The sequence below is a fragment of the Tenacibaculum holothuriorum genome, from assembly GCF_002120225.1.
Lineage (GTDB): Bacteria > Bacteroidota > Bacteroidia > Flavobacteriales > Flavobacteriaceae > Polaribacter > Polaribacter holothuriorum.
On sequence record NZ_LAPZ01000005.1, the window covers coordinates 227,495 to 251,106 of the forward strand.

The window sequence follows — 23,612 nt, forward strand, 5'->3', positions numbered from 1 at the left end:
CATTTAGCTCAAAAAGCTTTTAAAATATAAAAATAATGTACTATATTTGCAACCTCAATTTTCGGGGTGTAGCGTAGCCCGGTCATCGCGCCTGCTTTGGGAGCAGGAGGTCGCAGGTTCGAATCCTGCCACCCCGACTAAAAAAACTCGTAGATCTTAAGATTTACGAGTTTTTATTTTTTAATACTAATGAACATACAATTACACTATAATAGTTGTTCCTGTTGATGATTTATTACCTTTCTCATCAAAGTAAAAATCGATTCTACCTACATTAATTCCGTAAGCTCCTACTTGATTTACCAACATGTTTTTGTCTTCAATATTTTTAACAATAGTTGGTTTTGGTAAAAATGTATGAGTATGCCCTCCAATAATTAAATCGATATTTTTAGTTGCTTTTGCTAAATTTAAATCAGAGATTACTTCTGGAGTATTTTTATAATAATACCCTAAATGAGATAAACAAATAATTAACTCACACTTTTTTTCATTCTTCAATTCATTTGTTATATCCTGAGTAACTTCAATAGGATCTAAATAAACTGTTTCTTTATATAGCTTTTTATTTACCAAACCATCAAGCTGCACTCCTAATCCAAAGATTCCTATTTTAATTCCATCTTTAACAATGATTTTGTATGGTTTAACATGTGTATCTAAAACTGTATTTTTAAAATCATAATTGGCAGAAACAAAATCAAATTTTGCATGAGGAAGTTGTTTGTAAAAACCATCTATTGAATTATCAAAATCGTGATTTCCAATAGTTGCTACATCATACTTTAACATGCTCATTAATTTAAACTCAAGCGCGCCTCCAAAAAAGTTAAAATATGGAGTTCCTTGAAAAATATCTCCGGCATCTAATAATAACGTATTCGGGTTTTCTCTTCTTACTTGTTCTATTAAAGTAGCACGTTTTGCTACTCCTCCTTTGTTTGCATGTCTTTTATGATTTGCTTTAAAAGGTTCAATATGACTATGCGTATCGTTCGTATGTAAAATTGTGATATGACGCTTTTCTTTACTAGTAAATGACGGTAACATTAATCCTCCTGTTACTGTTAAAGCTGAAGCGCCTCCTATTTGTTTTATAAAATCTCTTCTCTTCATTTTACTTAACTATAATACGGTTATCAATGGTAGATTTTAGAGTATCTACTTCCTTAAAATAATCAATAATTACGTCTCTAAATTTGTAGTTTAACTTTGTCAACTTTACTGGATCTTTAAAAAATGTCATTCTATCACCTCCGCTTTGTAAATAGTCTGAAGTTAATACTCTATATGTTTTTTTACTATCAAAAGGAACATTATTAATTTTTAAATCATAATTACCACTGGCAATCGTAAGTTGTACATTTTTAGATAATGGATGCGCTTTTTTATTATTGATAAAATAGGAAATTAACTCTTTAATTTTCTCTCCTGTAAGCTCAACTACAACTAACTCATTCTCAAAAGGCATTATCTTAAATGCTCTTTCAACTGCAACTTCTCCTTTGGGAATTATAGCACGAATTCCACCATAATTAAACATTACAAAATCAATAGTTTCGTTAGTCTTTTTATTAAACAAAGGTGATACCATTTCGATAGATAAATCTGCCATTAAGTTTCCTACTAAACTTTGCCTAACACTATCTTTTTTATTTAATTCCTCAGAACTGTAACTCAACACCTTTTGCATTTTTGCCGCTAACTTTTCTTTGTAAGGAGAGATTACAGTCTTCAATGCTACTGAAGGTTGTATAGTACTATCAATTTCAATGGTTTTTGCTATTATCTTGGTTAATTTAGCATCCGTTTTTTTACAGGATATAACCATAAAAATTAAGCAAATAGCATAAAATATTTTCTTCATATTTTTATTCTACTAAAATGTTCATTTCAATATTTTCAAAGGTATTATTAATTATCTAATCTCTCTTCTTAGATTCTTTAATATATAGTTAAAGTGTTCTACACAATAATTGTTTTATCTTTATTATTAAAATTCTAACTAAACATTTATCACTCTATTAACTTCATGTCAATAACTTTTTAAGTAGATTTGCTACATCATACATTAACCTCTTTAAAAATGAAAAGATTACTTTTATTATTAATATTAGTAACTAATGTAGTTTCTGCTCAGATTTTAGATCCTGTAAAATGGTCTTTTAAAACAGAAGCTATTTCAGACAATGAATTTAACCTAATTTTTACTGCAAAACTCGACCAAGGTTGGGCTATTTATTCTCAGCATTTAGATGACGGAGGACCAGTACCTACTGAATTCTTTTTTGATAAAAACGATGCTGTAGAACTTATTGGTGAAGTTGCTGAAAGTGACTTCAATAAAAGTGTTGCTAAAGATCCGTTGTTTAATAATATGACGGTTACCAAATTTTATAAAGTAGCTACATTCACTCAAAAAGTAAGAGTTAAAGACCTTAAAGCTAAATTTACTGGAAGTGTCAATTTTATGACTTGTGATAGTCAACGCTGTATTCCTCCTAACGATGAAAACTTTGAATTTAGTTTCGATAATTCCAAAAGTTCAACTACTTCTAATAACGAAACTACTACCACAGCATTAAATGATACTGACGCCAATGAACTATTGTACGGAATGACTGCCAATGAATTGGTAAAAACTGAAACAAATTGTGCGAATCAAGTAGTCTCAAAAGCTACAGAAGTAAAGAAACAAGGAAAATCTCTATGGAATATTTTCGCTTTAGGTTTTGCTGGTGGCCTATTAGCTTTATTAACTCCTTGCGTATTTCCAATGATACCACTTACTGTTAGCTTTTTCACTAAAAAAGGAGAGAAAAACAAAGGTTCAGGAATCTCAAAAGCATTGCTTTATGGATTCTTTATTTTAGCAGTTTACTTAGTATTAAGTATTCCTTTTCATTTATTAGATTCTGTAAATCCAGATATTTTAAACGAAATTTCAACCAACGTTTGGTTAAATATTATCTTCTTTGTCATTTTTGTTTTCTTTGCTTTTTCTTTCTTCGGATATTACGAATTAACCTTACCCGCAAGTTGGACAAGTAAAACCACACAAGGTGAAAGTGTAGGAGGAATTTTAGGAATCTTCTTTATGGCACTTACCTTAGCCATCGTATCGTTTTCTTGTACAGGACCAATTTTAGGTTCTTTATTAGCCGGTTCTTTAACTGCTGATGGCGGCGCGTGGCAATTAACCGCTGGTATGGGTGGTTTTGGTGTAGCTCTTGGTTTGCCTTTTGCTTTATTTGCAATGTTTCCAAACATGTTGAATTCTTTACCAAAATCTGGCGGATGGCTAAATTCTGTAAAAGTTGTTTTAGGATTTTTAGAATTAGCTTTAGCGTTTAAATTCTTATCTAATGCCGATTTAGTACAACACTGGAACTTACTAAAAATTGAACCTTTCTTAATTATTTGGATCCTTATTTTTGCTGGATTAACTTTATACTTATTCGGAAAAATTAAATTCCCACACGATTCTCCACTTAAAAAATTATCATTTTTTAGAATTAGCTTCGGAATTTTAGTTGCTGCCTTCACTATTTATTTAGCATCAGGATTTAGAATAAATCAAGAAACAAAAACATTTACGCCTTTAACCTTATTAAGTGGTTTAGCTCCTCCGGTAGGATACAGTTTTATCTATCCGAAAGAATGCCCTAACAACTTAGAGTGTTTTAAAGATTTAAAAACAGGAATTGCATACGCTCAAAAAGTAAACAAACCTATTTTATTAGATTTTACAGGATACGCTTGTGTAAACTGTAGAAAAATGGAAGAGCACGTTTGGCCATTACCAAAAATCGATGATTATATTCGAAATAATTACGTACTTATTTCTTTATATGTAGATGATAAAAAAGAGTTGCCAGAAAATGAAAAAGTATTTGTAAATAGAATTAATGGTGGACAAAGAAAGTTAGAAACCTATGGGAATAAATGGGCTCATTATCAAACTCAATTTTTCCAAACGAATTCTCAACCCTTTTATGCTTTATTAAGTTCAGATGGAAAGAAAGTACTAAATCAACCAGTTGGTTATACTCCTGCGGAAGATGACTATGCTAGTTTTTTACAATGCGGATTAGATGCTTTTAAAGAGTTACAAAACAGTGTTCCTTCAATAGAACGAATAGCTATTCCAACGCTAGATTCTGAAGACACTAAAAACTTAATTGAATAAACTAAAAAGCACCTAAATTAGGTGCTTTTTTTATGTAAGAAATTCAAATAAGTTAGGTTTATCGTTAAGATATTCCCCATAAAAACTTCTCTCTTTCATCCTTTGAATTAAAGGACGTAAATCTTCTTTTTTCTCTAACTCAATTCCAACTACAGCGGGTCCGTTTTCTCGATTTGTTTTCTTTGAATATTCAAAAAAAGTAATATCGTCATTCTTTCCTAAAACATTCATTACAAATTCTTTTAAAGCTCCTGCTCTTTGCGGAAATCGAACAATAAAATAATGTTTAAGACCTCCAAACAACAATGCTCTTTCTTTAATTTCGGCAGTACGAGTAATATCATTATTACTCCCACTTACCACACAAACAACATTTTTTCCTTCAATATCTTTTTTAAAAGAATCTAAAGCGCTTATGGTTAATGCACCAGCGGGTTCAACCACAATAGCTTCTTTGTTATACATATCGAGAATTGTTTGACATACTTTTCCTTCTTGAACAGTTATCATTTCTGATAAATTTTCTGCACAAATTTTATAAGTCAAACTTCCTACTTGTTTTACTGCTGCACCATCAACAAATTTGTCTATTGTATCTAACACTATATTATTTCTTGAATCAATAGCCTGTTGCATAGAAGGAGCACCTGCAGGTTCTACACCAATAATTTTTGTTGAAGGTGATAAATATTTAAAAACTGAAGACAAACCAGAGGCTAGTCCTCCACCTCCAACTGGCACAAAAACATAATCTATTTTTTCTGGTGTTTGTTCTAATATCTCTAACCCAACTGTAGCTTGACCTTCAATAATTTTTTCATCATCAAAAGGATGCACAAATGTTTTCCCTAAACTATCGGCAATATATTTTGCTGCTTTATAAGAATCATCAAAAGTATCTCCTGTTAATTGAATATCTACAAAATTACCTCCGAACATTTTTACCTGCTCTACTTTTTGCTTTGGCGTAGGTGCTGGCATAAAAATAGTACCATAAATTTGTTTCTTTCGGCAGGCATACGCTACTCCTTGAGCGTGATTCCCTGCACTAGCACAAACAATTCCGTTAGTTAATTCATCAGAAGTTAACGAATTAATTTTATGATAAGCTCCTCTAATTTTATACGAACGAACTTGTTGTAAATCTTCTCGTTTTAGAAACACATTAGCTCCAAAACGAGATGATAGATTTAAATTTTCTTGCAATGGTGTTACCGTTACAACTTCTTTTAAATTGTCGGCAGCAGTTTTTATTGCTGATAATTGTGGATAATATGTTACTCTTTTAAGCGTATCCATAAATATTATGCTAAAACTGGTTCTGCTTTTTCTTGAGAAACCTTTATAGTTTTCATCGACGTCATAGCCGAACGTAATTTTTCTCCTACTTTTTCAATAGGATGATTTCTAATAGCTTTATTTACAGCAATTAATTCTGTATTAGAAACTTCATTAGTAGCAATATATTCTTTACCAATTACATCGCTATTAACCGATTGCATAAAATCTACTAACAACGGTTTTGCTGCATGATCGAAAAGATAACAACCATATTCTGCCGTATCAGAAATAATTCGATTCATTTCAAACAACTTCTTTCTAGCTACCGTGTTAGCAATTAAAGGTAATTCGTGTAACGATTCGTAATAAGCAGATTCTTCAATAATACCTGAAGCTACCATAGTTTCAAATGCCAACTCTACTCCTGCTTTTACATAAGCTACAAGCAATACTCCTTTATCAAAATACGTTTGTTCTGAAATTTCTTCTTGCGTAGCAGTTGTTTTTTCAAAAGCTGTTTCACCAGTTTCTGCTCTCCAGGTTAATAAGTTTACATCGTCATTTGCCCAATCTTCCATCATGGTTTTAGAAAAATGTCCAGACATAATATCATCCATGTGCTTTTCAAATAAAGGAGCTAAAATTCCTTTTAATTCTTCAGAAAGGTGATATGCCTTAATTTTTGCTGGATTAGACAAACGATCCATCATATTGGTGATTCCTCCATGCTTTAAAGCCTCAGTAATTGTTTCCCAACCATACTGAACCAATTTAGCAGCATACGAAGCCTCTAATCCTTCTTCAACCATTTTATTAAACGATAAAATTGAAGCAGTTTGCAGCACACCACATAAAATAGTTTGCTCTCCCATTAAATCTGATTTCACCTCAGCAACAAAAGAAGATTCTAACACTCCAGCCTTATGACCCCCTGTAGCAAACGCATAAGCTTTAGCTTGTTCTAAGCCTTTATTTTTTGGGTCATTTTCTGGGTGTACAGCAATTAAAGTTGGTACTCCAAAACCTCTTTTATACTCTTCCCTAACTTCACTGCCAGGGCATTTAGGCGCTACCATAATTACAGTAATATCTTTACGAACCTGCATTCCTTCCTCTACGATATTAAATCCATGAGAGTACGATAAAGTTGCTCCTTCTTTCATTAAAGGCATTACGGTATTTACCACGCGTGTATGTTGTTTATCGGGAGTTAGATTACAAACTAAATCGGCAGTTGGAATTAATTTTTCAAAAGTTCCAACTTCAAAATTATGTTCTGTTGCATTTTTATACGATTGTCGCTGTTCTTTAATTGCTGCATCTCTTAAGGCATAACTTACATCAAGTCCAGAATCTCTCATATTTAATCCTTGGTTTAGTCCTTGAGCTCCGCAACCAACGATAACTACTTTTTTATTTTCTAAAGCTGAAATTCCGTTTGGAAATTCATCAGTCCCCATAAACCTACATTTCCCTAACTGTTCTAATTGTCTTCTTAATGACAAATTGTTAAAATAGTTATTCATTTTCTTTTATTTTTTAGTTGTTAGTTTAGTTATTAATTAATTCTAGTAATTCAGACACTGGCATTTCTTCTTTGGTTATAGCGATTCTACCAGATCGTACAAACTGCATAATACCGTGTTTATTTAGTGTGTGATACAGTTCTTCGATTTCTTCTTTACCTCCAGATTTTTCTAAGACAAAAAAGTCTTTATTAATATTAATTACTCGTGATTTACTACTATTAATAATCGCTTGAATATCGCTGTTACCTACCAATAAATCTGTGCTTAATTTAAACATACATGACTCTTGATAAATCGTTTCTTCATCGGTATGGTAAAAAGCTTTGATTACTGCAATTTGCTTTTCTAACTGACCTATTATTTTTTTAATCTGTTCTTCGGTTACCTTTATTAACAAAGTGGTTCTTGATACCGATTTGACTTCAGATTTCGATGTATTTAAACTCTCTATATTTATTTTTCTTCGTTGAAAAACTGCTGTTATTCTATTAAGTATCCCTACACTATTTTCGGTGTAAATTGATACCGTGTATGTTCTCTTTTCACTCATAATATTAACTTAATCTTACATCAGAAACTGATGATCCTGTTGGAATCATTGGAAAAACATTGTCCTCTTTTTCTACACAAACTTCTAAGAAATATGCTTCTTTAGATTGCATCATTTCTTTTACAGCCCCTTCTAACTCTTCTCTTTTGGTTACTCGTTTTGCTGGAATATGATATCCTTTCGCTATTTGAACAAAATCTGGATTTGTCATTTCTGTTGAAGCATATCGCTTATCAAAAAATAGTTGTTGCCACTGGCGTACCATTCCTAAAAACTCATTGTTTAAAACCACAATTTTTACTGCTGCTTTGATCTGTAAAATGGTACCTAATTCTTGAATTGTCATTTGATATCCTCCATCACCGATAACAGCAACAACTTCTCTGTTGGGCACTCCCATTTTAGCACCAATTGCTGCTGGTAAAGCAAATCCCATTGTTCCTAATCCACCCGAAGTAATATTACTTTTGGTTTGATTAAATTCTGCATATCGACAAGCAATCATTTGGTGTTGCCCTACATCAGTTACTACAATAGCTTCACCTTTTGAAGCAGTATTAATTTCTTTAATTACCTCTCCCATAGTTAAGCCTTCTTTGGTTGGATATAGATCTTTTTGAATTACCCTATCAAATTCAGTAGCGTCAAAATTTCTGAATTTTTGTAGCCAATCTATATGAGATTTTTCAGCAATGTGTGGCAATATTTCTTTTAAACTTTCTTTGGCATCTCCTAAAACCGCAACTGTAGTTTTTACATTTTTATCAATTTCAGCAGGATCAATTTCAAAATGAACCACCTTTGCTTGTGTAGCATAGCGACTTAAATCTCCTGTCACACGATCATCAAAACGCATACCCACTGCAATTAAAACATCACACTCATTTGTGAGTTTATTAGGTCCATAATTACCATGCATTCCTACCATACCAACATGTAATGGATGCTTTGTTGGTAATGCCGATAAGCCTAACAATGTACTTGCTGAAGGAATTCCTGCTTTTTCTATAAATCGTTTAAACTCTTTTTCTGCTTCACCCAATACTACTCCTTGTCCCCAAATCACCATAGGTTTTTGAGCTTGATTAATAAGAGTTGCAGCTTCCTTTACTTTCTTTTTATCTAAAGTTGGCACGGGTTTATAGCTACGAACAGATTTACAAGGTTTATATTCAAAATCAAACTGTTCGAACTGAGCATTTTTTGTAATATCAATTAAAACAGGCCCTGGTCTACCAGAACGAGCGATATAAAATGCTTTTGCTATAATTTCTGGAATCTCCTCTGCTCTCGTAATTTGATAATTCCATTTGGTTACTGGTGCTGAGATTCCAACTATATCTGTTTCTTGAAAAGCGTCTGAACCTAATAAATGTTCAGCTACTTGCCCCGTGATACAAACCATTGGTGTAGAATCGATCTGTGCATCGGCAATTCCTGTTACTAAATTGGTTGCTCCTGGACCAGAAGTTGCCATAGCAACTCCAACTTTTCCTGTTGCTCGTGCATATCCTTGAGCTGCGTGTGTAGCACCTTGTTCATGTCGAGTTAGCACATGATGTAATTTATCTTGATACTTAAATAATTCGTCATAAACTGGCATAATTGCTCCTCCTGGATAACCATAAAGCAAGTCTACCCCTTCTTCTAACAGACATTTAATTACGGCTTCAGCTCCAGAAACTGTTACTTTTTTTACTGTTGTTTTTTGTGCGTGTTCTTTTGTTCTTGTTTCCATGATACACTTTTTTTTAAAATTCGTCGGTTACGCATCCATTTGAAGCCGACGCCACTGTTTTTGCATATTTATAAAGCACTCCTCTTTGTACTTTTAATGGAGGTGCTTTCCATTCTTTTTTTCGTTCTGATAATTCTTCTTCAGAAACTTGTAAATTAATTGTATTAGTTTCAGCATTTATGCTAATTGTATCTCCATCTTTAACCAAAGCAATCACTCCTCCTTCTTGAGCTTCGGGAGTGATATGACCAACTACAAAACCATGAGTTCCTCCAGAGAAACGACCATCGGTAATTAAAGCTACCTCATTACCTAAACCTGCTCCCATAATTGCAGCAGTTGGCTTTAACATTTCTGGCATTCCTGGACCTCCTTTTGGTCCTTCGTATCGAATGACTACGACATCTCCTTTTGAGACTAATCCATTTTTAATCCCTTCGTTAGCTTCAAATTCTCCTTCAAAAACTTTTGCTGTTCCCGAAAAGTACAATCCTTCTTTCCCTGTAATTTTTGCTACAGAACCTTCTGATGCTAAATTCCCATAAAGCATTCGTAAGTGCCCTGTTTGTTTAATTGGATTTTCTGTAGTTTTGATTACTTCTTGTCCTTGTGTTAAACTTGGAACTTCAGCAAGATTTTCTGCTAATGTTTTTCCAGTAACTGTTAAACAATCTCCATGCAGTAATCCTTTCTCTAATAAGTATTTTAAAACCGCTGGTGTACCTCCTACTCGATGTACATCTTCCATTAAATATTTACCACTTGGTTTTAAATCGGCTAAAAATGGGGTCTCATCAGAAATTCGTTGAAAATCTGCCAATGTAAATTCTACATTTGCTGCTTTAGCAATTGCTAAAAAGTGTAATACTGCATTGGTAGAACCTCCCATAACTGTTACCAATCTTATGGCATTTTCTAATGATTTTCTAGTAACAATTTTAGAAGGCTTAATGTCTTTTTCTAACAAAGTTCTCATCGCTTCTCCTGCCCTTACCGATTCTTCTTCTTTTTGATTACTAATAGCTGGGTTTGAAGAATTATAAGGTAAACTCATCCCTAAAGCTTCAATAGCAGAAGCCATAGTATTTGCTGTATACATACCTCCACAAGCACCTGCACCAGGACATGCTTTTTCTATTACATTTTGATATTCTGTTTGTGTTATAGTTCCAGCTACTTTACCTCCCCAAGCTTCAAATGCAGAAACTATATCTAGTTTTTGTCCTTCATGACACCCAGAAGCAATAGTACCTCCATACACCAATACCGACGGACGATTTAAGCGTAACATTGCCATTAAAGCTCCAGGCATATTTTTATCGCAACCAACCACTGTAACCAAACCGTCATAAGACATGGCTTGTACTACTGTTTCCATAGAATCTGCAATAACATCTCTTGATGGTAATGAAAAGCGCATTCCTGGAGTTCCCATAGAAATTCCATCTGAAACTCCAATCGTGTTAAAAATCAATCCTACTAAATTTGTATTCTCAGTTCCTTCTTTTACTTTTTTCGCCAAATCGTTTAGGTGCATGTTACATGGATTTCCTTCATATCCTGTACTTGCAATTCCTACAAATGGCTTTTGTAAATCTTCTTTAGACAAACCAATAGCATGTAACATAGCTTGTGCCGCTGGTTGTGTATCGTCTTGAGTTACTCGTTTACTAAATCTATTTAATTCCATTAGGCTGTCTTTTCTTTCAATCGTAATCCTAGTACTTCTTCTTTGTACAAATTCATTAATCTATAACCGTGTGTATCTTTCCAATTCATTGGGAATTTATAATCATCGAGCGATGCTAATCCAACTACCTCAGCTGCAGTACCTGTAAAGAAACAAGCATCTGCATCTTTCAATTCATCTAGGGTAAAATGTTTTTCTTCAACAGAAATCCCAACTTCTCTACATAAGTCAATAATTGTAGCTCTGGTAATACCTGCCATGATATGACCTTTAGGAGGTGTTTGTAACTTTCCATCCTTTTGCATAAAAATATTTGCTCCTGAACACTCAGCTACATTTCCGTTCATATCCAATAATAAAGCTTCGTCATAACCTGCATTTTTAGCTTCGTTTGTAGAAAGCACTGAATTCACATAATGCCCTGTAACTTTTGCTTCAACAAAACAAGAATTTGGGTTCGGACGTTGAAATTTGGAAGTTTTCACTCTCAGTAATTTATCTCCCATATACTTCCCCCACTCCCAACATTGAATCAACAAATTTGATTGTGACGATGTTTTTAAACTCATATCTACTCCAGTGGTAATTAACGGACGGATATAAGCATCTTTTAATCCGTTACGCTCTAATAATTCATAACTGATTTTTGTTAATTCTTCCTCACTATAATTGAAAGGAATATTCATAACTTCAGCTCCATATTTTAAACGTTTGTAATGTTCATAAGGTTTAAAGATTTTCGCTCCATTTACTGTATTATACGCTCTAATACCTTCAAATACTCCGTTACCATAATGTAAGCTTTGACCGTATGGATTTTCCTTAGCGTCTTCTGCTTTAATAAATTTACCGTTGTAAAAAATTACCGTTTCTTCGTTGAAATACATTTTCAGTTGTTTTGTTTTTCGAAATTATTTTATATGCTTTTTTTATATTCTTCTTTTTAGCTAACCACATGATTCTCAATCATCAATAAAAACACCTAACTATCTATTTTTGTGTTTCTTAACCTTATACAATAGTCATATTCAGGTATAAAAAAAAGCCTGCATCAAAAAATTGATACAGGCTTTCTTATACACAATAGCTATCTGCATCAACTCGGTGGTGAGTTAATAATGACAATAATGATAATGACTACTATGTTTGTAAATATGTTCATGTGTTCTATTTGAATTGCATAAAAAAAGGCTTCCTAAATTTTAGGAAGCCTTTCATGATATATTATAATTTAAATACTACTTCCCCTATCCTTGTGAAATAATCACAACGACAATAATGACAGAAATAATATTTAATACTTGTTTGCTCATTCTGTTGCAAATATTTCAAAATATTTTTTTAACCACCAAACATTTTTCAACAAAAAAAATAAAACCCTGCAAACAACAGGACTACAACCCCTTATTTTACAAGAAATTAAAAATAAAATTAATTGTATTCTTTTATTTATCAAAAATTAATTTATAGCTTTGTAGCGTTATGCAACAAAATAAAACATACAATAATACACCCAGTTTGTTTGTGCGGTAAATCACCGACACAGTGTCTTCTATTATAGCAAACTAGGTATTGTATTTTTATTTTTTCGTTTTGAAACCAACAGCAATTTTAAATTTTATTAGTAAGTCATATACTATCTTTTCTGATAGCCATATTACTGTACGCCCTACTTTTATCCGACCACGCCCGTAAGGGTGTTTCTCTATTTCATGGAACTTAGGTGTGTCCGGTTCCTTCTTCCAACAAAACGATTACAACTTAAAATTTCAATCATAACTAAATATCAATGAAAATTGTTATTGCCAATGCATCGCATGCTACATATGCGCAAGTTATTTGTGACACCATTGAAAAGGCCGCTGAAAAAAGAGGTACTGGTATAGCGAAACGTACACCTAACTACATCATTTCTAAGTTAACACAAGGAAATGCGGTGATCGCTTTAGATGGAGATCAATTTGCAGGTTTTTGTTACATAGAATCATGGGAACATGGAAAGTTTGTAGCAAACTCCGGACTTATTGTACATCCAAACTATAGAGGAATTGGACTCGCTAAAAAGATTAAAGCGCATGTTTTTGAGCTATCTAGAACCCAATATCCTACTGCCAAAATTTTCAGTATTACTACCGGATTAGCGGTGATAAAAATGAATACAAGCCTAGGTTATAAACCTGTTACGTTTTCAGAATTAACCGAAGACCAATCTTTTTGGAAAGGGTGTCAAACCTGCGTTAACTACGACGTTTTACAAAGAACAAAACAAAAAATGTGCTTATGTACAGGCATGCTATATGATCCAAACACCTCCAACTCTAAGAAAGTAAAAGTGAAAGAAAAGGTGTTCCAAAGGCTTAAAAAAATTAAGGAAGCCTTGCTCTTAAAAAAGCAAAAAAACACAAAACAAACAACTAAATAATTAATATAAAATGAAAAAATTAGTCATTGCGTATAGTGGGGGTTTAGACACATCATATTGTGCAGTTAGCCTAGTAAAAGAAGGATATGAAGTACACGCGGTAAGCGTGAATACTGGAGGCTTTTCTTCCGAAGAAATTAAAAATATTGAAGAAAAAGCTTACCTCATGGGTGTAAGTACTTATAAAAACATCGAAGCCGTAGGTGATTTTTACCACAAGGTAGTTAAGTTTTTAATTTTCGGAAATGTTTTAAAGAACAATACCTACCCGCTTTCTGTTAGTGCCGAAAGAATTGTACAAGCCATTGAAATTGTAACCTATGCTAAAAAAAATGGAGCTTCACACATTGCGCATGGTAGTACTGGGGCTGGTAACGATCAAGTAAGATTTGATATGATTTTTCAAACGTTGGCTCCAGAAATAGAAATCATTACTCCTATTAGAGATCAAAAGCTATCTAGACAAAATGAAATTGAATATTTAAAAAGTCATGGAATTGATTGGTCTTGGCAACAAGCCAAATATTCCATTAACAAGGGACTTTGGGGTACAAGTGTAGGTGGAGATGAAACCTTAACTTCTGACAAACCTTTACCAGAAATAGCTTATCCTTCTCAATTAATAAAAACCAAAGAAGAGAAAATAGTTTTAACTTTTGAAAAAGGCGAATTGGTAGCCATTAATAATACTGTAGACAAACCAGAAGCTAACATTCAAAAACTCACAAAAAAAGCCGCTGCATTTGCTATTGGTAGAGACATTCATGTAGGAGATACTATTGTGGGGATTAAAGGAAGAGTTGGTTTTGAAGCCCCAGCCGCTTTTATCTGCATTAAAGCACATCATTTACTAGAAAAACATACTCTTACCAAATGGCAGTTACAACACAAAGAGTACTTAGCTAGTTTTTACGGGATGCACTTACATGAAGGCTTGTACTTAGATCCAATAATGAGAGATATAGAAGCTTTTTTAGCCAATAGTCAAGCCAATGTTTCTGGATCTGTTAGCGTGACTTTAAAACCATACCACTTTACGCTAAATGGTATTTCCTCAAAACATGATTTAATGGATACTGCTTATGGAAGTTATGGAGAAATGAATAATGGTTGGACCGCTAACGATGCTAAAGGCTTTATTAAAATACTAGGAAATCAAAATAAAATATATCAACAAGTAAATTCAATAAAATGATACAAGTAGGAATCATAGGAGGAGCTGGTTATACTGCTGGTGAATTAATAAGATTATTGTTACATCACTCAAAAGTTGAAATAAATTTCATCTATAGTACTTCTAATGCTGGAAATAAAGTTTATAAAGTTCATCAAGATTTAATAGGTAGTACCGAACTTGGATTTACAAATACAATCAATTCTGAGGTAGCTGTGTTGTTCTTATGTCTGGGACATGGAAACTCTAAAAAGTTTTTGGAAATGCACTCTTTTTCTACTCATACTAAAATCATCGATTTAGGAAATGATTTTAGACTTGAAAAAAATCATATTTTTAAAAATAAGTCTTTTGTATATGGTCTGCCTGAACTTTATAACGACACTACCATTCAAGAAGCCCAATTTATAGCCAATCCAGGGTGTTTTGCAACCGCAATTCAACTTGCATTGCTTCCTTTAGCTAAGAATAATTTGTTACAAAACGATGTGCATATTAATTCAGTAACTGGAGCTACGGGCGCAGGTACATCATTATCTTCAACAACTCATTTTACTTGGAGAGATAATAATTTTTCCTACTACAAACCTTTTGTCCATCAGCATTTAGGAGAAATACAGCAATCATTAACCATATTGCAACCTCATTTTAATGCGGATATACTATTCCTCCCTAATAGAGGAAATTTTTCTAGAGGCATTTTTGCTTCCTTATACACCCATTTTGAAGGATCAATTGAGGAAGCTAAAAATACGTATAAGGAATATTATAAAGATGCCTTATTCACAACTATTTCAGACACTCCTTTACATCTAAAACAAGTTGTAAACACTAATAAGTGCCTCATTCATTTACACAAATATCAAAACAAATTACTCATTACCAGTTGTATTGATAATCTTTTAAAAGGAGCTTCTGGTCAAGCCGTCCAAAACATGAATTTACTTTTTGGATTTTCTGAAGACGAAGGCTTACAATTAAAAGCAACATATTTTTAAACAACACACTAAAAAACAAACACATGAAAATAGCAATTATAGGAACTGGAAACTTAGGTAAATCTATTGCTAAGGGATTGATTACTACCAATGCCATTACCTCTCTGTATTTGACAAAGAGAAACCTAAAAGATCTTGAAGATTTTGACGGTTATCAAAATGTTTTTCTAACCTCAGATAATAAAGAAGCAGTACAAAATTCTGACATCATCATTTTTGCTATTCAACCAGCTCATTTTGAAGAAATTTTACACGATATACAATCACTCATTACTGATAAACATGTACTTATTTCTACAATAACTGGTTTTTCTATTGCTAAAATAGAAAACATCATAAGCTCCAATGCATTTATCATTAGAGCTATGCCAAACACAGCTATTGCCGTTGGAAAATCTATGACTTGTTTATGCGGTAATACCAAAGGATTGGAAAGACTAAAAGTTGCTGAAGCTATTTTTAATAGACTTGGTACTTCAATTAGTATCCCAGAATCTCAAATGCAGGCAGCTACCGTAGTTTGTGCTAGTGGTATTGCCTTTTGGATGCGCATGATACGAGCCACAACGCAAGCTGCTATTCAACTAGGTTTTGATGCGAAAGAAGCGCAAGAATTAGCGATGCATACTTGTGAAGGAGCAGCTAGTTTATTAATAACTAACGGTAATCATCCAGAGCAAGAAATTGATAGAGTAACTACTCCTAAAGGTTGTACTATTGAAGGTTTGAATGAAATGGAACACCAAGGGTTGAGTTCTTCTTTAATCCAAGGAATGGTAGCTTCTTACAAAAAAATTAACACTATTAAATCAGAACAGATATGAGTTTATTTGATGTATATCCACTATTTAATATAGCGCCAGTAAAAGCAAAAGATGTTTTTGTATATGATCAACATGGAACTGAGTATCTGGATTTATACGGTGGTCATGCTGTTATTTCTATAGGGCACTCACATCCTGAATATGTAAAAAGCATTAGTGAACAGGTACAAAACTTAGGGTTTTATAGCAATTCTATTCAAAACCCCTTACAGAATGCCTTAGCTTCAGAATTGACCAAGCAATCGAACTGTGAAGATTATAATTTATTCCTATGCAATTCGGGTGCAGAAGCAAATGAAAATGCATTAAAACTAGCTTCTTTTCATACCCAAAAGAAGAAAGTAATTTCATTTACAAACTCTTTTCACGGTAGAACTTCAGCCGCTGTAGCTGCTACCGATAATGCAAAAATAGTAGCTCCAATCAATGCGCAACAAGAAGTTGAATTTATCAATATTGGTGACATTATTTCTGTAGACAGAGCTTTGCGAAAAAATGATGTGTGTGCTGTTATTATTGAATGTATTCAAGGGGTTGGTGGGCTCGACGAAAATTCTTCTAAATTTTACCAAAAATTACAAGAACTATGTCATCAATACAATTCATTACTCATTGTAGATGAAGTACAATCTGGATTTGGTAGAACTGGCGATTTTTTTGCTTTTCAAAAACATGGAATTCAACCTGATATTATCTCTTTAGCCAAAGGTATGGGCAATGGTTTTCCTATAGGAGGTATTCTCATTCATCCAAAGATTAAGGCTTCTTATGGAATGTTAGGTACTACCTTTGGTGGAAACCACTTGGCTTGTGCAGCGTCTTTAGCAGTTTTAAAAGTTTTGCAGGACGAAAATTTATTACAAAATGCTTCCGAAATCTCTCAATACTTTATGGAAAAAGCAAATGATCAACCTTATTTAAAAAGATTAAAAGGGAGAGGATTGATGTTGGGATTAGAGTTTGATTTTCCAGTAGCTGAACTAAGAAAAAACTTGATTTTTAAACATCAGATTTTTACAGGAAGTGCTAAGAATCCTAATTTATTACGAATTCTACCTCCGCTTACCGTTCAAAGAAAACATATCGATCAATTCTTTGACGCTTTAAAAACTGAATTCAAATCCTAGAAGGCACTTTTGAACATCTCAAGAAATCTTATCAAGTAAGAAATTACCAACAATTAGTAAAAACTTACTTGATAAGCTCTTAAACAAACAAAACATGAAAAAATATACCGACATATATGATCTTGAAAATATTCCTAGAACTATTCAAGATACCATTCAATTAAAGAAGAACCCGCATCAATATGAATCTTTAGGGAAGCAAAAAACCTTAGTCATGCTTTTCTTTAATTCAAGCTTAAGAACTCGTTTAAGCACCGAAAAAGCTGCTAAAAACCTAGGAATGAATGTCATGATTTTAAACATCAATAATGCATGGAATCTAGAATTTGAAGATGGTACTCTTATGAACTTAACCACTTCTGAACATGTAAAGGAAGCGGCTCAAGTACTATCTCAATATGCAGATATTATAGCTATTAGAGCTTTTCCTAGTTTGAAGGATAAACAAAAAGATACTTCCGAGACTATTCTAAAAAGTTTTGAAAAGTATGCTTCTGTTCCGATTATTAATATGGAAAGCTCTACAGCACATCCGTTACAAGCCTTAACCGATGCAATTACTATAGAAGAATTTAAAACAACAGCGCAACCTAAAGTTGTACTTTCTTGGGCACCTCATCCAAAAGCTTTACCTCATGCGGTGGCTAATTCCTTTGTAAAAATGATGCGAACATTAAATATCGATTTTTCAATTACACATCCGAAAGGGTATGAATTGGATTCAGAAATTACACAAGATACTCCCATCAATTACAATCAAAAAGAAGCTTTGGAAAATGCTGATTTTGTGTATGTAAAAAACTGGAGTAGTTATACTGACTATGGTAAAATATTATCTCAAAACACCGCATGGATGTTGACCAAAGAAAAACTAGGAGCTGCAAAATGCATGCACTGCTTACCAGTGAGAAGAAATGTAGTGATTGAAGACGCTGTATTGGACAGTACGCAATCTATTGTGATACCTCAAGCAAATAACAGAACCTATGCAGCACAAATTGTTTTAAAAAAACTGTTAGAAAACCTTTAACTATGGAAACATTAAAGATTGTAAAAATCGGAGGAAATATTATCAATAATCCTACAGCTTTAGAAAGTTTTATTCAACAGTTTTCTTCTATAAAAACTCCTAAAATATTAGTACACGGTGGAGGAACATTAGCTACCGAAATGGCTCAACAGTTGGATGTAAAAGTTGAAATGATCGAAGGACGTAGAAAAACAAACACTGACACTCTAGACATTATTACAATGGTATATGCTGGTAAAATCAATAAAAACATTATTGCAAAACTTCAAGAGAATCATTGCAATGCTCTTGGATTTACTGGAGCTGATGGGAATACTATCGTCGCAATAAAAAGACCTGTTACCCATATTGATTATGGTTTTGCTGGAGATGTTGTTCAAGTAAATACTGAGGTTTTACAAACCTTATTACACCATCATATTACTCCTGTTTTTTGTGCCTTAACACATGATAAAAACGGGCAGTTATTAAACACTAACGCAGATACCATAGCTTCTGAATTAGCCATTGCTTTTGCTAAACTTTATCAAACAGAACTGTACTACTGTTTTGAAAAAAGTGGGGTATTACAAGATGTAAATGATGAACATTCTGTAATTGAAAATATCAATGCTAAGAACTATCAAGCTTTAATCGAAAACAATATCATAACAGATGGCATGTTACCAAAACTCAATAACTGCTTCCATGCCATCAATAAACAAGTGCGTAAAGTATGTATAGGGAAACCAGAAATGCTATTCAATTCTAATGTCAAACACACTACAATTCAAGCAGTAAAAAACTAAATAGATCGTTTAAAATGAAAACAATCGAAAAATTAACGCTAGAGGCTATTGAGCTTTTGAAAAAACTCATCGAAACACCTTCGTTTTCTTCTGAAGAAGAAGTAACAGCTGCTCATATAGAGCAATGGCTTAAAGCGAACCACATACCTTTTAAAAGAAATTGCAATAATGTATGGGCTATCAACAAGCATTTTGATCAAAACAAACCAACACTATTGCTCAATTCACATCATGACACAGTAAAACCTAACAATGGATACACGAAAGATCCTTTTAAAGCAATTGTAGAAAACAACAAACTATTTGGTTTAGGTAGCAATGATGCAGGTGGTTGCTTGGTTTCTTTACTAGCAACATTCACGTATTTCTACACACATACAAATTTGAACTATAATTTAGTTATGGTAGCTTCTGCTGAAGAAGAAAGTAGTGGTAAAGACGGACTCAATAGTATGCTTTCTATCATTCCTAAAATAGATGTCGCTATTGTTGGTGAGCCTACCTTAATGCAACTAGCTGTAGCTGAAAAAGGCTTACTTGTTTTTGATGCCGTAGTAAAAGGAACTCCTAGTCATGCTGCGCATCCAAATACAAATAATGCTATTTATAATTCGATAAAAGTATTGGAATGGTTTCAGGAAAAACACTTCGATAAGAATTCAGATACCTTAGGAGAGGTAAAAATGACCGTCACGCAGATAAATGCAGGTAAACAACACAATGCTGTACCAGCTGAAGTTTCTTTGGTTATTGATGTACGTGTAAACGATCGATACACCAATCAGGAAATTGTTGATTATCTAGTTCAGAATGCTCCTTGTGATCGTATTGTTCCAAGGGGAATTGCCTTGAATTCTTCTTCTATTCCTATAAATCATGATTTGGTAAAAGCTGGTATTAACTTAGGTAGGACAACATATGGTTCTCCAACCCTATCCGATCAAGCAGTCTTGTCTTGTCCTTCTTTAAAATTAGGTCCGGGCGACAGTACACGCTCTCACTCTGCTGATGAATTTATTTATCTAACCGAAATTGAAGAAGGTATTCAAATTTATATTGAATTATTGAAGCAAGTATTAATAGTATAAAATAACAAGAGATGAAACTTTGGGACAAAGGAATAGGTATTGATAAAAAAATAGAGCAATTTACTGTTGGCAACGACAGAGAAATTGACATTCATATTGCAAAATATGATGTACAAGCGTCTTTAGCACATGCTAAAATGCTTGCTAAAATTGGAATTATTACAAACAACGAACTCGCTCAACTCACAGAAGGACTTCACCAACTCACACAACAAATAGAAGAAGGTACTTTTGTAATTGATTCTCAATTTGAAGATGTTCATTCTAAAATAGAATACGAACTCACTCAACAATATGGAGAGGTAGGTAAAAAGATCCATACGGCACGTTCCAGAAACGATCAAGTATTGGTAGCACTACAACTCTATTATAAAAATAATTTAGAAGTTATTCATCAAAAAACTACAACGCTTTTTAATACTTTATTACAATTAGCGGAACAATATCAAACGCAATTATTACCGGGATATACACATTTACAAGTTGCCATGCCCTCTTCTTTCGGACTTTGGTTTTCTGCTTATGCTGAATTGTTAATTGACGATTTATATTTGGTACAAGCAGGCATAAAAACCGTAGATCAAAATCCTTTAGGCTCTGCAGCTGGCTATGGTAGCTCCTTTCCTATCGACAGGGAATTCACTACACAAGAACTCAACTTTAGCTCTTTAAAATACAATGTTGTAGCAGCCCAATTAAGTAGAGGAAAAAGTGAACGTACTGTAAGTATGATTGTAGGTAGTTTGGCCAACACCTTAGCTCGTTTTGCGATGGATATTTGTTTGTATATGAGTCAGAACTTTGGATTCATTTCTTTTCCTGATGCATTAACTACTGGTAGTAGTATTATGCCACATAAGAAGAATCCTGATGTATTTGAATTGATTAGAGGAAAATGTAATAAAATTCAGGCTTTATATTCTGAAACCATATTGCTCACCAATAATTTACCGAGTGGTTATCATAGAGATTACCAACTTTTAAAGGAAAATATAATACAAGCTTTTGAAGACCTAAAAGACGTACTGGATGTTTTTGACTATGCCATCCAACAAATTATTATTAAAGATATTGACTTAAATGACGACAAGTATACGTATTTATTTACGGTGGATAATATCAATACTTTAGTTGAAAATGGAATGCCTTTTAGAGAAGCATATCGAAAAATTGGAGATGAAGTATCAAATGGCACATACATCCCTATTACTTCAAAAAAGCATACTCATATAGGAAGTATTCATAATTTGGGCTTGGATAAGATTAGAGAAAAATTCAACCTTATAAATTGATACATTATTGAAACTTCAATAAAAAGAAAAGAGCTAGCTAAAAGACAAAATCAACATATAAATTTAAAGTGATTATTCTTTAGCTATACGAACAAAATATTTAAAAGAAATTTAAATAATCACCTAAATAACAACTTTTAGATTAGCTCTTTTACAAGCAAACAATATTTTATATTATGGTACTTTGCCCCATATGTATGTTTTGAAAATTCATATCACTATCTTCTTGGTTATATATATAATCGGCAATAAAATCTCCAACTTTACTGGTGCTAAACGGTTTTTCTGAGTTTAAATCTTCAGTAGTAATTCCTAAAGCTAATGATTTTTCAACCGCATTTTCTATGGCTCCTGCCTCTTCATGCAATCCTAAATGTTCTAACATCATTGCTACTGATAATATAGAGGCTAACGGATTCGCAATATCTTTTCCTTTTGCCTGTGGATACGATCCATGAATAGGCTCAAATAAAGCGTTAGTTTTTCCTACTGAAGCAGATGCAAGCAATCCTATTGAGCCTCCAATAACACTTGCTTCATCAGATAAAATATCGCCAAATAAGTTTTCGGTTAATATTACATCAAACTGTTTAGGATTTAAGATTAATTGCATTGCTGCATTATCTACAAACATAGTTTCTACAGTTATATTTGGATATTGAGAAGCTAAATTTGTAACTGTTTTACGCCACAAACGTGAGGTTTCTAAAACATTTGCTTTATCTACCAGTGTTAACTTTTTCTTTCTTGACTGAGCAGCTCTAAAAGCTAAATGTGCCATTCTTTCTATTTCTTCAACAGTATAAGAGCAACCGTCAAAAGCAACTGAACCGTCATCACTTAACTCTTTTATTCCGAAGTAAATTCCACCAGTTAATTCACGATAAATAGTAATATCTGTTCCTTGAATTACTTCTTTTTTTAATGGCGAATTTTTAATTAGTTTATCATATGCCTTTACAGGACGAACATTACAATACAGTTCTAATTCTTTTCGCAATTTTAAAAGTCCTTGCTCTGGTCTAACTTTGGCATTCGGATCGTTATCATATTTCGGATCTCCGATAGCACCAAAAAGAATTGCATCACTTTTTTTACAAATCTCTAATGTTTTTTGAGGTAACGGATTTCCTGTTTTATCAATAGCACAAGCACCCATTAATGCTTCTTCATACAAAAAAGTATGATCGTAAACATGAGCCACCGCATTTAATACTTTTCTTGCTTGGGCAGTTACTTCTGGTCCTACTCCGTCTCCTGGTATTACAGCTATTTTAAATTTCATTCTTTAATTTCTTTTATAATTACCCTAAGAAAGTGTAGCTTCAAAGGCTTCTATTTTATCTTTCTTGCTTACTAAAAAATCAATATCATCGTAACCATTCATTAAACAAATCTTTTTGTACGAGTCTATCTCAAATTCAGTAACTCCTATAGGAGTTTTTAATCTTTGGCTCTCCAAGTCTACAATAATTGTTGTCGTTGGATTTGATCCTACTCGATACATTAAATCTTTTAAATATTCTGGTGATACTTGTATTGGGAGTATTCCATTATTTAAGGCATTTCCTTTAAAAATATCTGCAAAAAAACTAGATATAATTACTTTAAATCCATACCCGGCTAATGCCCAAGCGGCATGTTCTCTACTAGAACCACAACCAAAATTATTACCTGCAATTAAAATACTGCCTCCGTATTTCTTATTGTTTAATACAAAATCTGCATTAAACTCTCCATTTTTATGATATCTCCAATCTCTAAATACATTATCACCAAAACCTTTTTTATCGGTTGCTTTTAAAAAACGAGCTGGAATTATTTGATCGGTATCTACATTTTCTGTAGGTAATGGAACTCCTGTATCTATTAGTTTTACAAACTTTTCCATA

20 protein-coding genes and 1 tRNA gene are annotated in these 23,612 nt (G+C 33.1%); 11 read left to right on the top strand and 10 right to left on the bottom strand.

Going from position 1 to position 23,612, the window contains the following annotated elements; genetic code table 11:
• Positions 1–62 precede the first annotated feature (62 nt).
• Positions 63–137, top strand: a tRNA-Pro gene (locus tag WH52_RS08565).
• Positions 138–201: 64 nt separating this feature from the next.
• Here WH52_RS08565 and WH52_RS08570 read toward each other — a convergent pair.
• Complete coding sequence (locus WH52_RS08570; protein WP_086030533.1) at positions 202–1,116, bottom strand: bifunctional metallophosphatase/5'-nucleotidase; 915 nt, start codon at positions 1,114–1,116, stop codon at positions 202–204.
• 1 nt (position 1,117) lies between these two features.
• A complete protein-coding gene (locus WH52_RS08575) occupies positions 1,118–1,867 on the bottom strand; it encodes a 5'-nucleotidase C-terminal domain-containing protein (RefSeq protein WP_086030534.1) in 750 nt (249 codons plus the stop codon).
• A 219-nt stretch (positions 1,868–2,086) separates the two neighbouring features.
• On the opposite strand from WH52_RS08575, the gene WH52_RS08580 reads away from it, so the two are divergent.
• Positions 2,087–4,189 carry a protein-disulfide reductase DsbD family protein gene (locus WH52_RS08580; RefSeq protein WP_086030535.1) on the top strand — a complete coding sequence of 701 codons (2,103 nt, stop codon included), beginning with the start codon at positions 2,087–2,089 and terminating at the stop codon, positions 4,187–4,189.
• A gap of 30 nt (positions 4,190–4,219) precedes the next feature.
• Here WH52_RS08580 and ilvA read toward each other — a convergent pair whose 3' ends face one another.
• Genes ilvA through WH52_RS08610 form a run of 6 tightly spaced genes read right to left on the bottom strand, consistent with a single transcriptional unit; the run spans position 4,220 to position 11,864 of the window.
• A complete protein-coding gene (gene ilvA, locus WH52_RS08585) occupies positions 4,220–5,488 on the bottom strand; it encodes a threonine ammonia-lyase IlvA (RefSeq protein ID WP_086030536.1) in 1,269 nt (422 codons plus the stop codon).
• A gap of 5 nt (positions 5,489–5,493) precedes the next feature.
• Positions 5,494–6,996 carry a ketol-acid reductoisomerase gene (ilvC, locus tag WH52_RS08590; RefSeq protein WP_086030537.1) on the bottom strand — a complete coding sequence of 501 codons (1,503 nt, stop codon included), beginning with the start codon at positions 6,994–6,996 and terminating at the stop codon, positions 5,494–5,496.
• A 25-nt stretch (positions 6,997–7,021) separates the two neighbouring features.
• Positions 7,022–7,549, bottom strand: a complete 528-nt coding sequence (gene ilvN / locus WH52_RS08595) for an acetolactate synthase small subunit (protein WP_198938420.1) — start codon at positions 7,547–7,549, stop codon at positions 7,022–7,024.
• Positions 7,550–7,553: 4 nt separating this feature from the next.
• The gene (ilvB, locus tag WH52_RS08600) at positions 7,554–9,287 is read right to left on the bottom strand and encodes a biosynthetic-type acetolactate synthase large subunit (RefSeq protein WP_086030539.1); all 1,734 of its coding nucleotides are present in this window, start codon (positions 9,285–9,287) and stop codon (positions 7,554–7,556) included.
• Positions 9,288–9,300: 13 nt separating this feature from the next.
• Positions 9,301–10,977, bottom strand: coding sequence for a dihydroxy-acid dehydratase (gene ilvD, locus WH52_RS08605; RefSeq protein ID WP_086030540.1), 1,677 nt, complete (start codon positions 10,975–10,977; stop codon positions 9,301–9,303).
• Entirely contained in the window at positions 10,977–11,864 is an 888-nt protein-coding gene (locus tag WH52_RS08610; RefSeq protein ID WP_086030541.1) for a branched-chain amino acid transaminase, read from the bottom strand. The genes ilvD and WH52_RS08610 overlap by 1 nt, the downstream gene beginning before the upstream one ends.
• Before the next feature lie 902 nt (positions 11,865–12,766).
• Between WH52_RS08610 and WH52_RS08615 the strand changes: the two genes are divergently transcribed.
• From WH52_RS08615 to argH, 9 genes are all read left to right on the top strand, one after another.
• The gene (locus tag WH52_RS08615; RefSeq protein ID WP_086030542.1) at positions 12,767–13,399 is read left to right on the top strand and encodes a GNAT family N-acetyltransferase; all 633 of its coding nucleotides are present in this window, start codon (positions 12,767–12,769) and stop codon (positions 13,397–13,399) included.
• A gap of 10 nt (positions 13,400–13,409) precedes the next feature.
• The gene (locus tag WH52_RS08620) at positions 13,410–14,594 is read left to right on the top strand and encodes an argininosuccinate synthase (RefSeq protein ID WP_086030543.1); all 1,185 of its coding nucleotides are present in this window, start codon (positions 13,410–13,412) and stop codon (positions 14,592–14,594) included.
• A complete protein-coding gene (argC, locus tag WH52_RS08625; RefSeq protein ID WP_086030544.1) occupies positions 14,591–15,571 on the top strand; it encodes an N-acetyl-gamma-glutamyl-phosphate reductase in 981 nt (326 codons plus the stop codon). Before WH52_RS08620 ends, argC begins: the two co-directional genes overlap by 4 nt.
• Positions 15,572–15,594: 23 nt before the next feature.
• On the top strand, positions 15,595–16,395 hold the full coding sequence (gene proC / locus WH52_RS08630; protein WP_086030545.1) for a pyrroline-5-carboxylate reductase: 801 nt from the start codon (positions 15,595–15,597) through the stop codon (positions 16,393–16,395).
• Complete coding sequence (locus WH52_RS08635; protein ID WP_086030546.1) at positions 16,392–17,522, top strand: aspartate aminotransferase family protein; 1,131 nt, start codon at positions 16,392–16,394, stop codon at positions 17,520–17,522. Before proC ends, WH52_RS08635 begins: the two co-directional genes overlap by 4 nt.
• Positions 17,523–17,616: 94 nt before the next feature.
• Positions 17,617–18,552, top strand: a complete 936-nt coding sequence (locus tag WH52_RS08640; RefSeq protein ID WP_086030547.1) for a Rossmann-fold NAD(P)-binding domain-containing protein — start codon at positions 17,617–17,619, stop codon at positions 18,550–18,552.
• A 2-nt stretch (positions 18,553–18,554) separates the two neighbouring features.
• Positions 18,555–19,340 (top strand): acetylglutamate kinase, encoded by a 786-nt coding sequence (gene argB, locus WH52_RS08645; RefSeq protein ID WP_086030548.1) that lies wholly within the window; start codon positions 18,555–18,557, stop codon positions 19,338–19,340.
• Between the two features lie 14 nt (positions 19,341–19,354).
• Positions 19,355–20,428: a M20 family metallo-hydrolase gene (locus WH52_RS08650; RefSeq protein ID WP_086030549.1), complete on the top strand. Its 1,074-nt coding sequence runs from the start codon at positions 19,355–19,357 to the stop codon at positions 20,426–20,428.
• An 11-nt stretch (positions 20,429–20,439) separates the two neighbouring features.
• Positions 20,440–21,720, top strand: coding sequence for an argininosuccinate lyase (gene argH, locus WH52_RS08655; protein WP_086030550.1), 1,281 nt, complete (start codon positions 20,440–20,442; stop codon positions 21,718–21,720).
• Positions 21,721–21,889: 169 nt separating this feature from the next.
• Here the strand turns inward: argH and leuB are convergent, their stop codons facing one another.
• Complete coding sequence (gene leuB / locus WH52_RS08660) at positions 21,890–23,005, bottom strand: 3-isopropylmalate dehydrogenase (RefSeq protein WP_086030551.1); 1,116 nt, start codon at positions 23,003–23,005, stop codon at positions 21,890–21,892.
• A gap of 24 nt (positions 23,006–23,029) precedes the next feature.
• Positions 23,030–23,611 carry a 3-isopropylmalate dehydratase small subunit gene (gene leuD / locus WH52_RS08665; RefSeq protein ID WP_086030552.1) on the bottom strand — a complete coding sequence of 194 codons (582 nt, stop codon included), beginning with the start codon at positions 23,609–23,611 and terminating at the stop codon, positions 23,030–23,032.
• Position 23,612 lies beyond the last annotated feature (1 nt).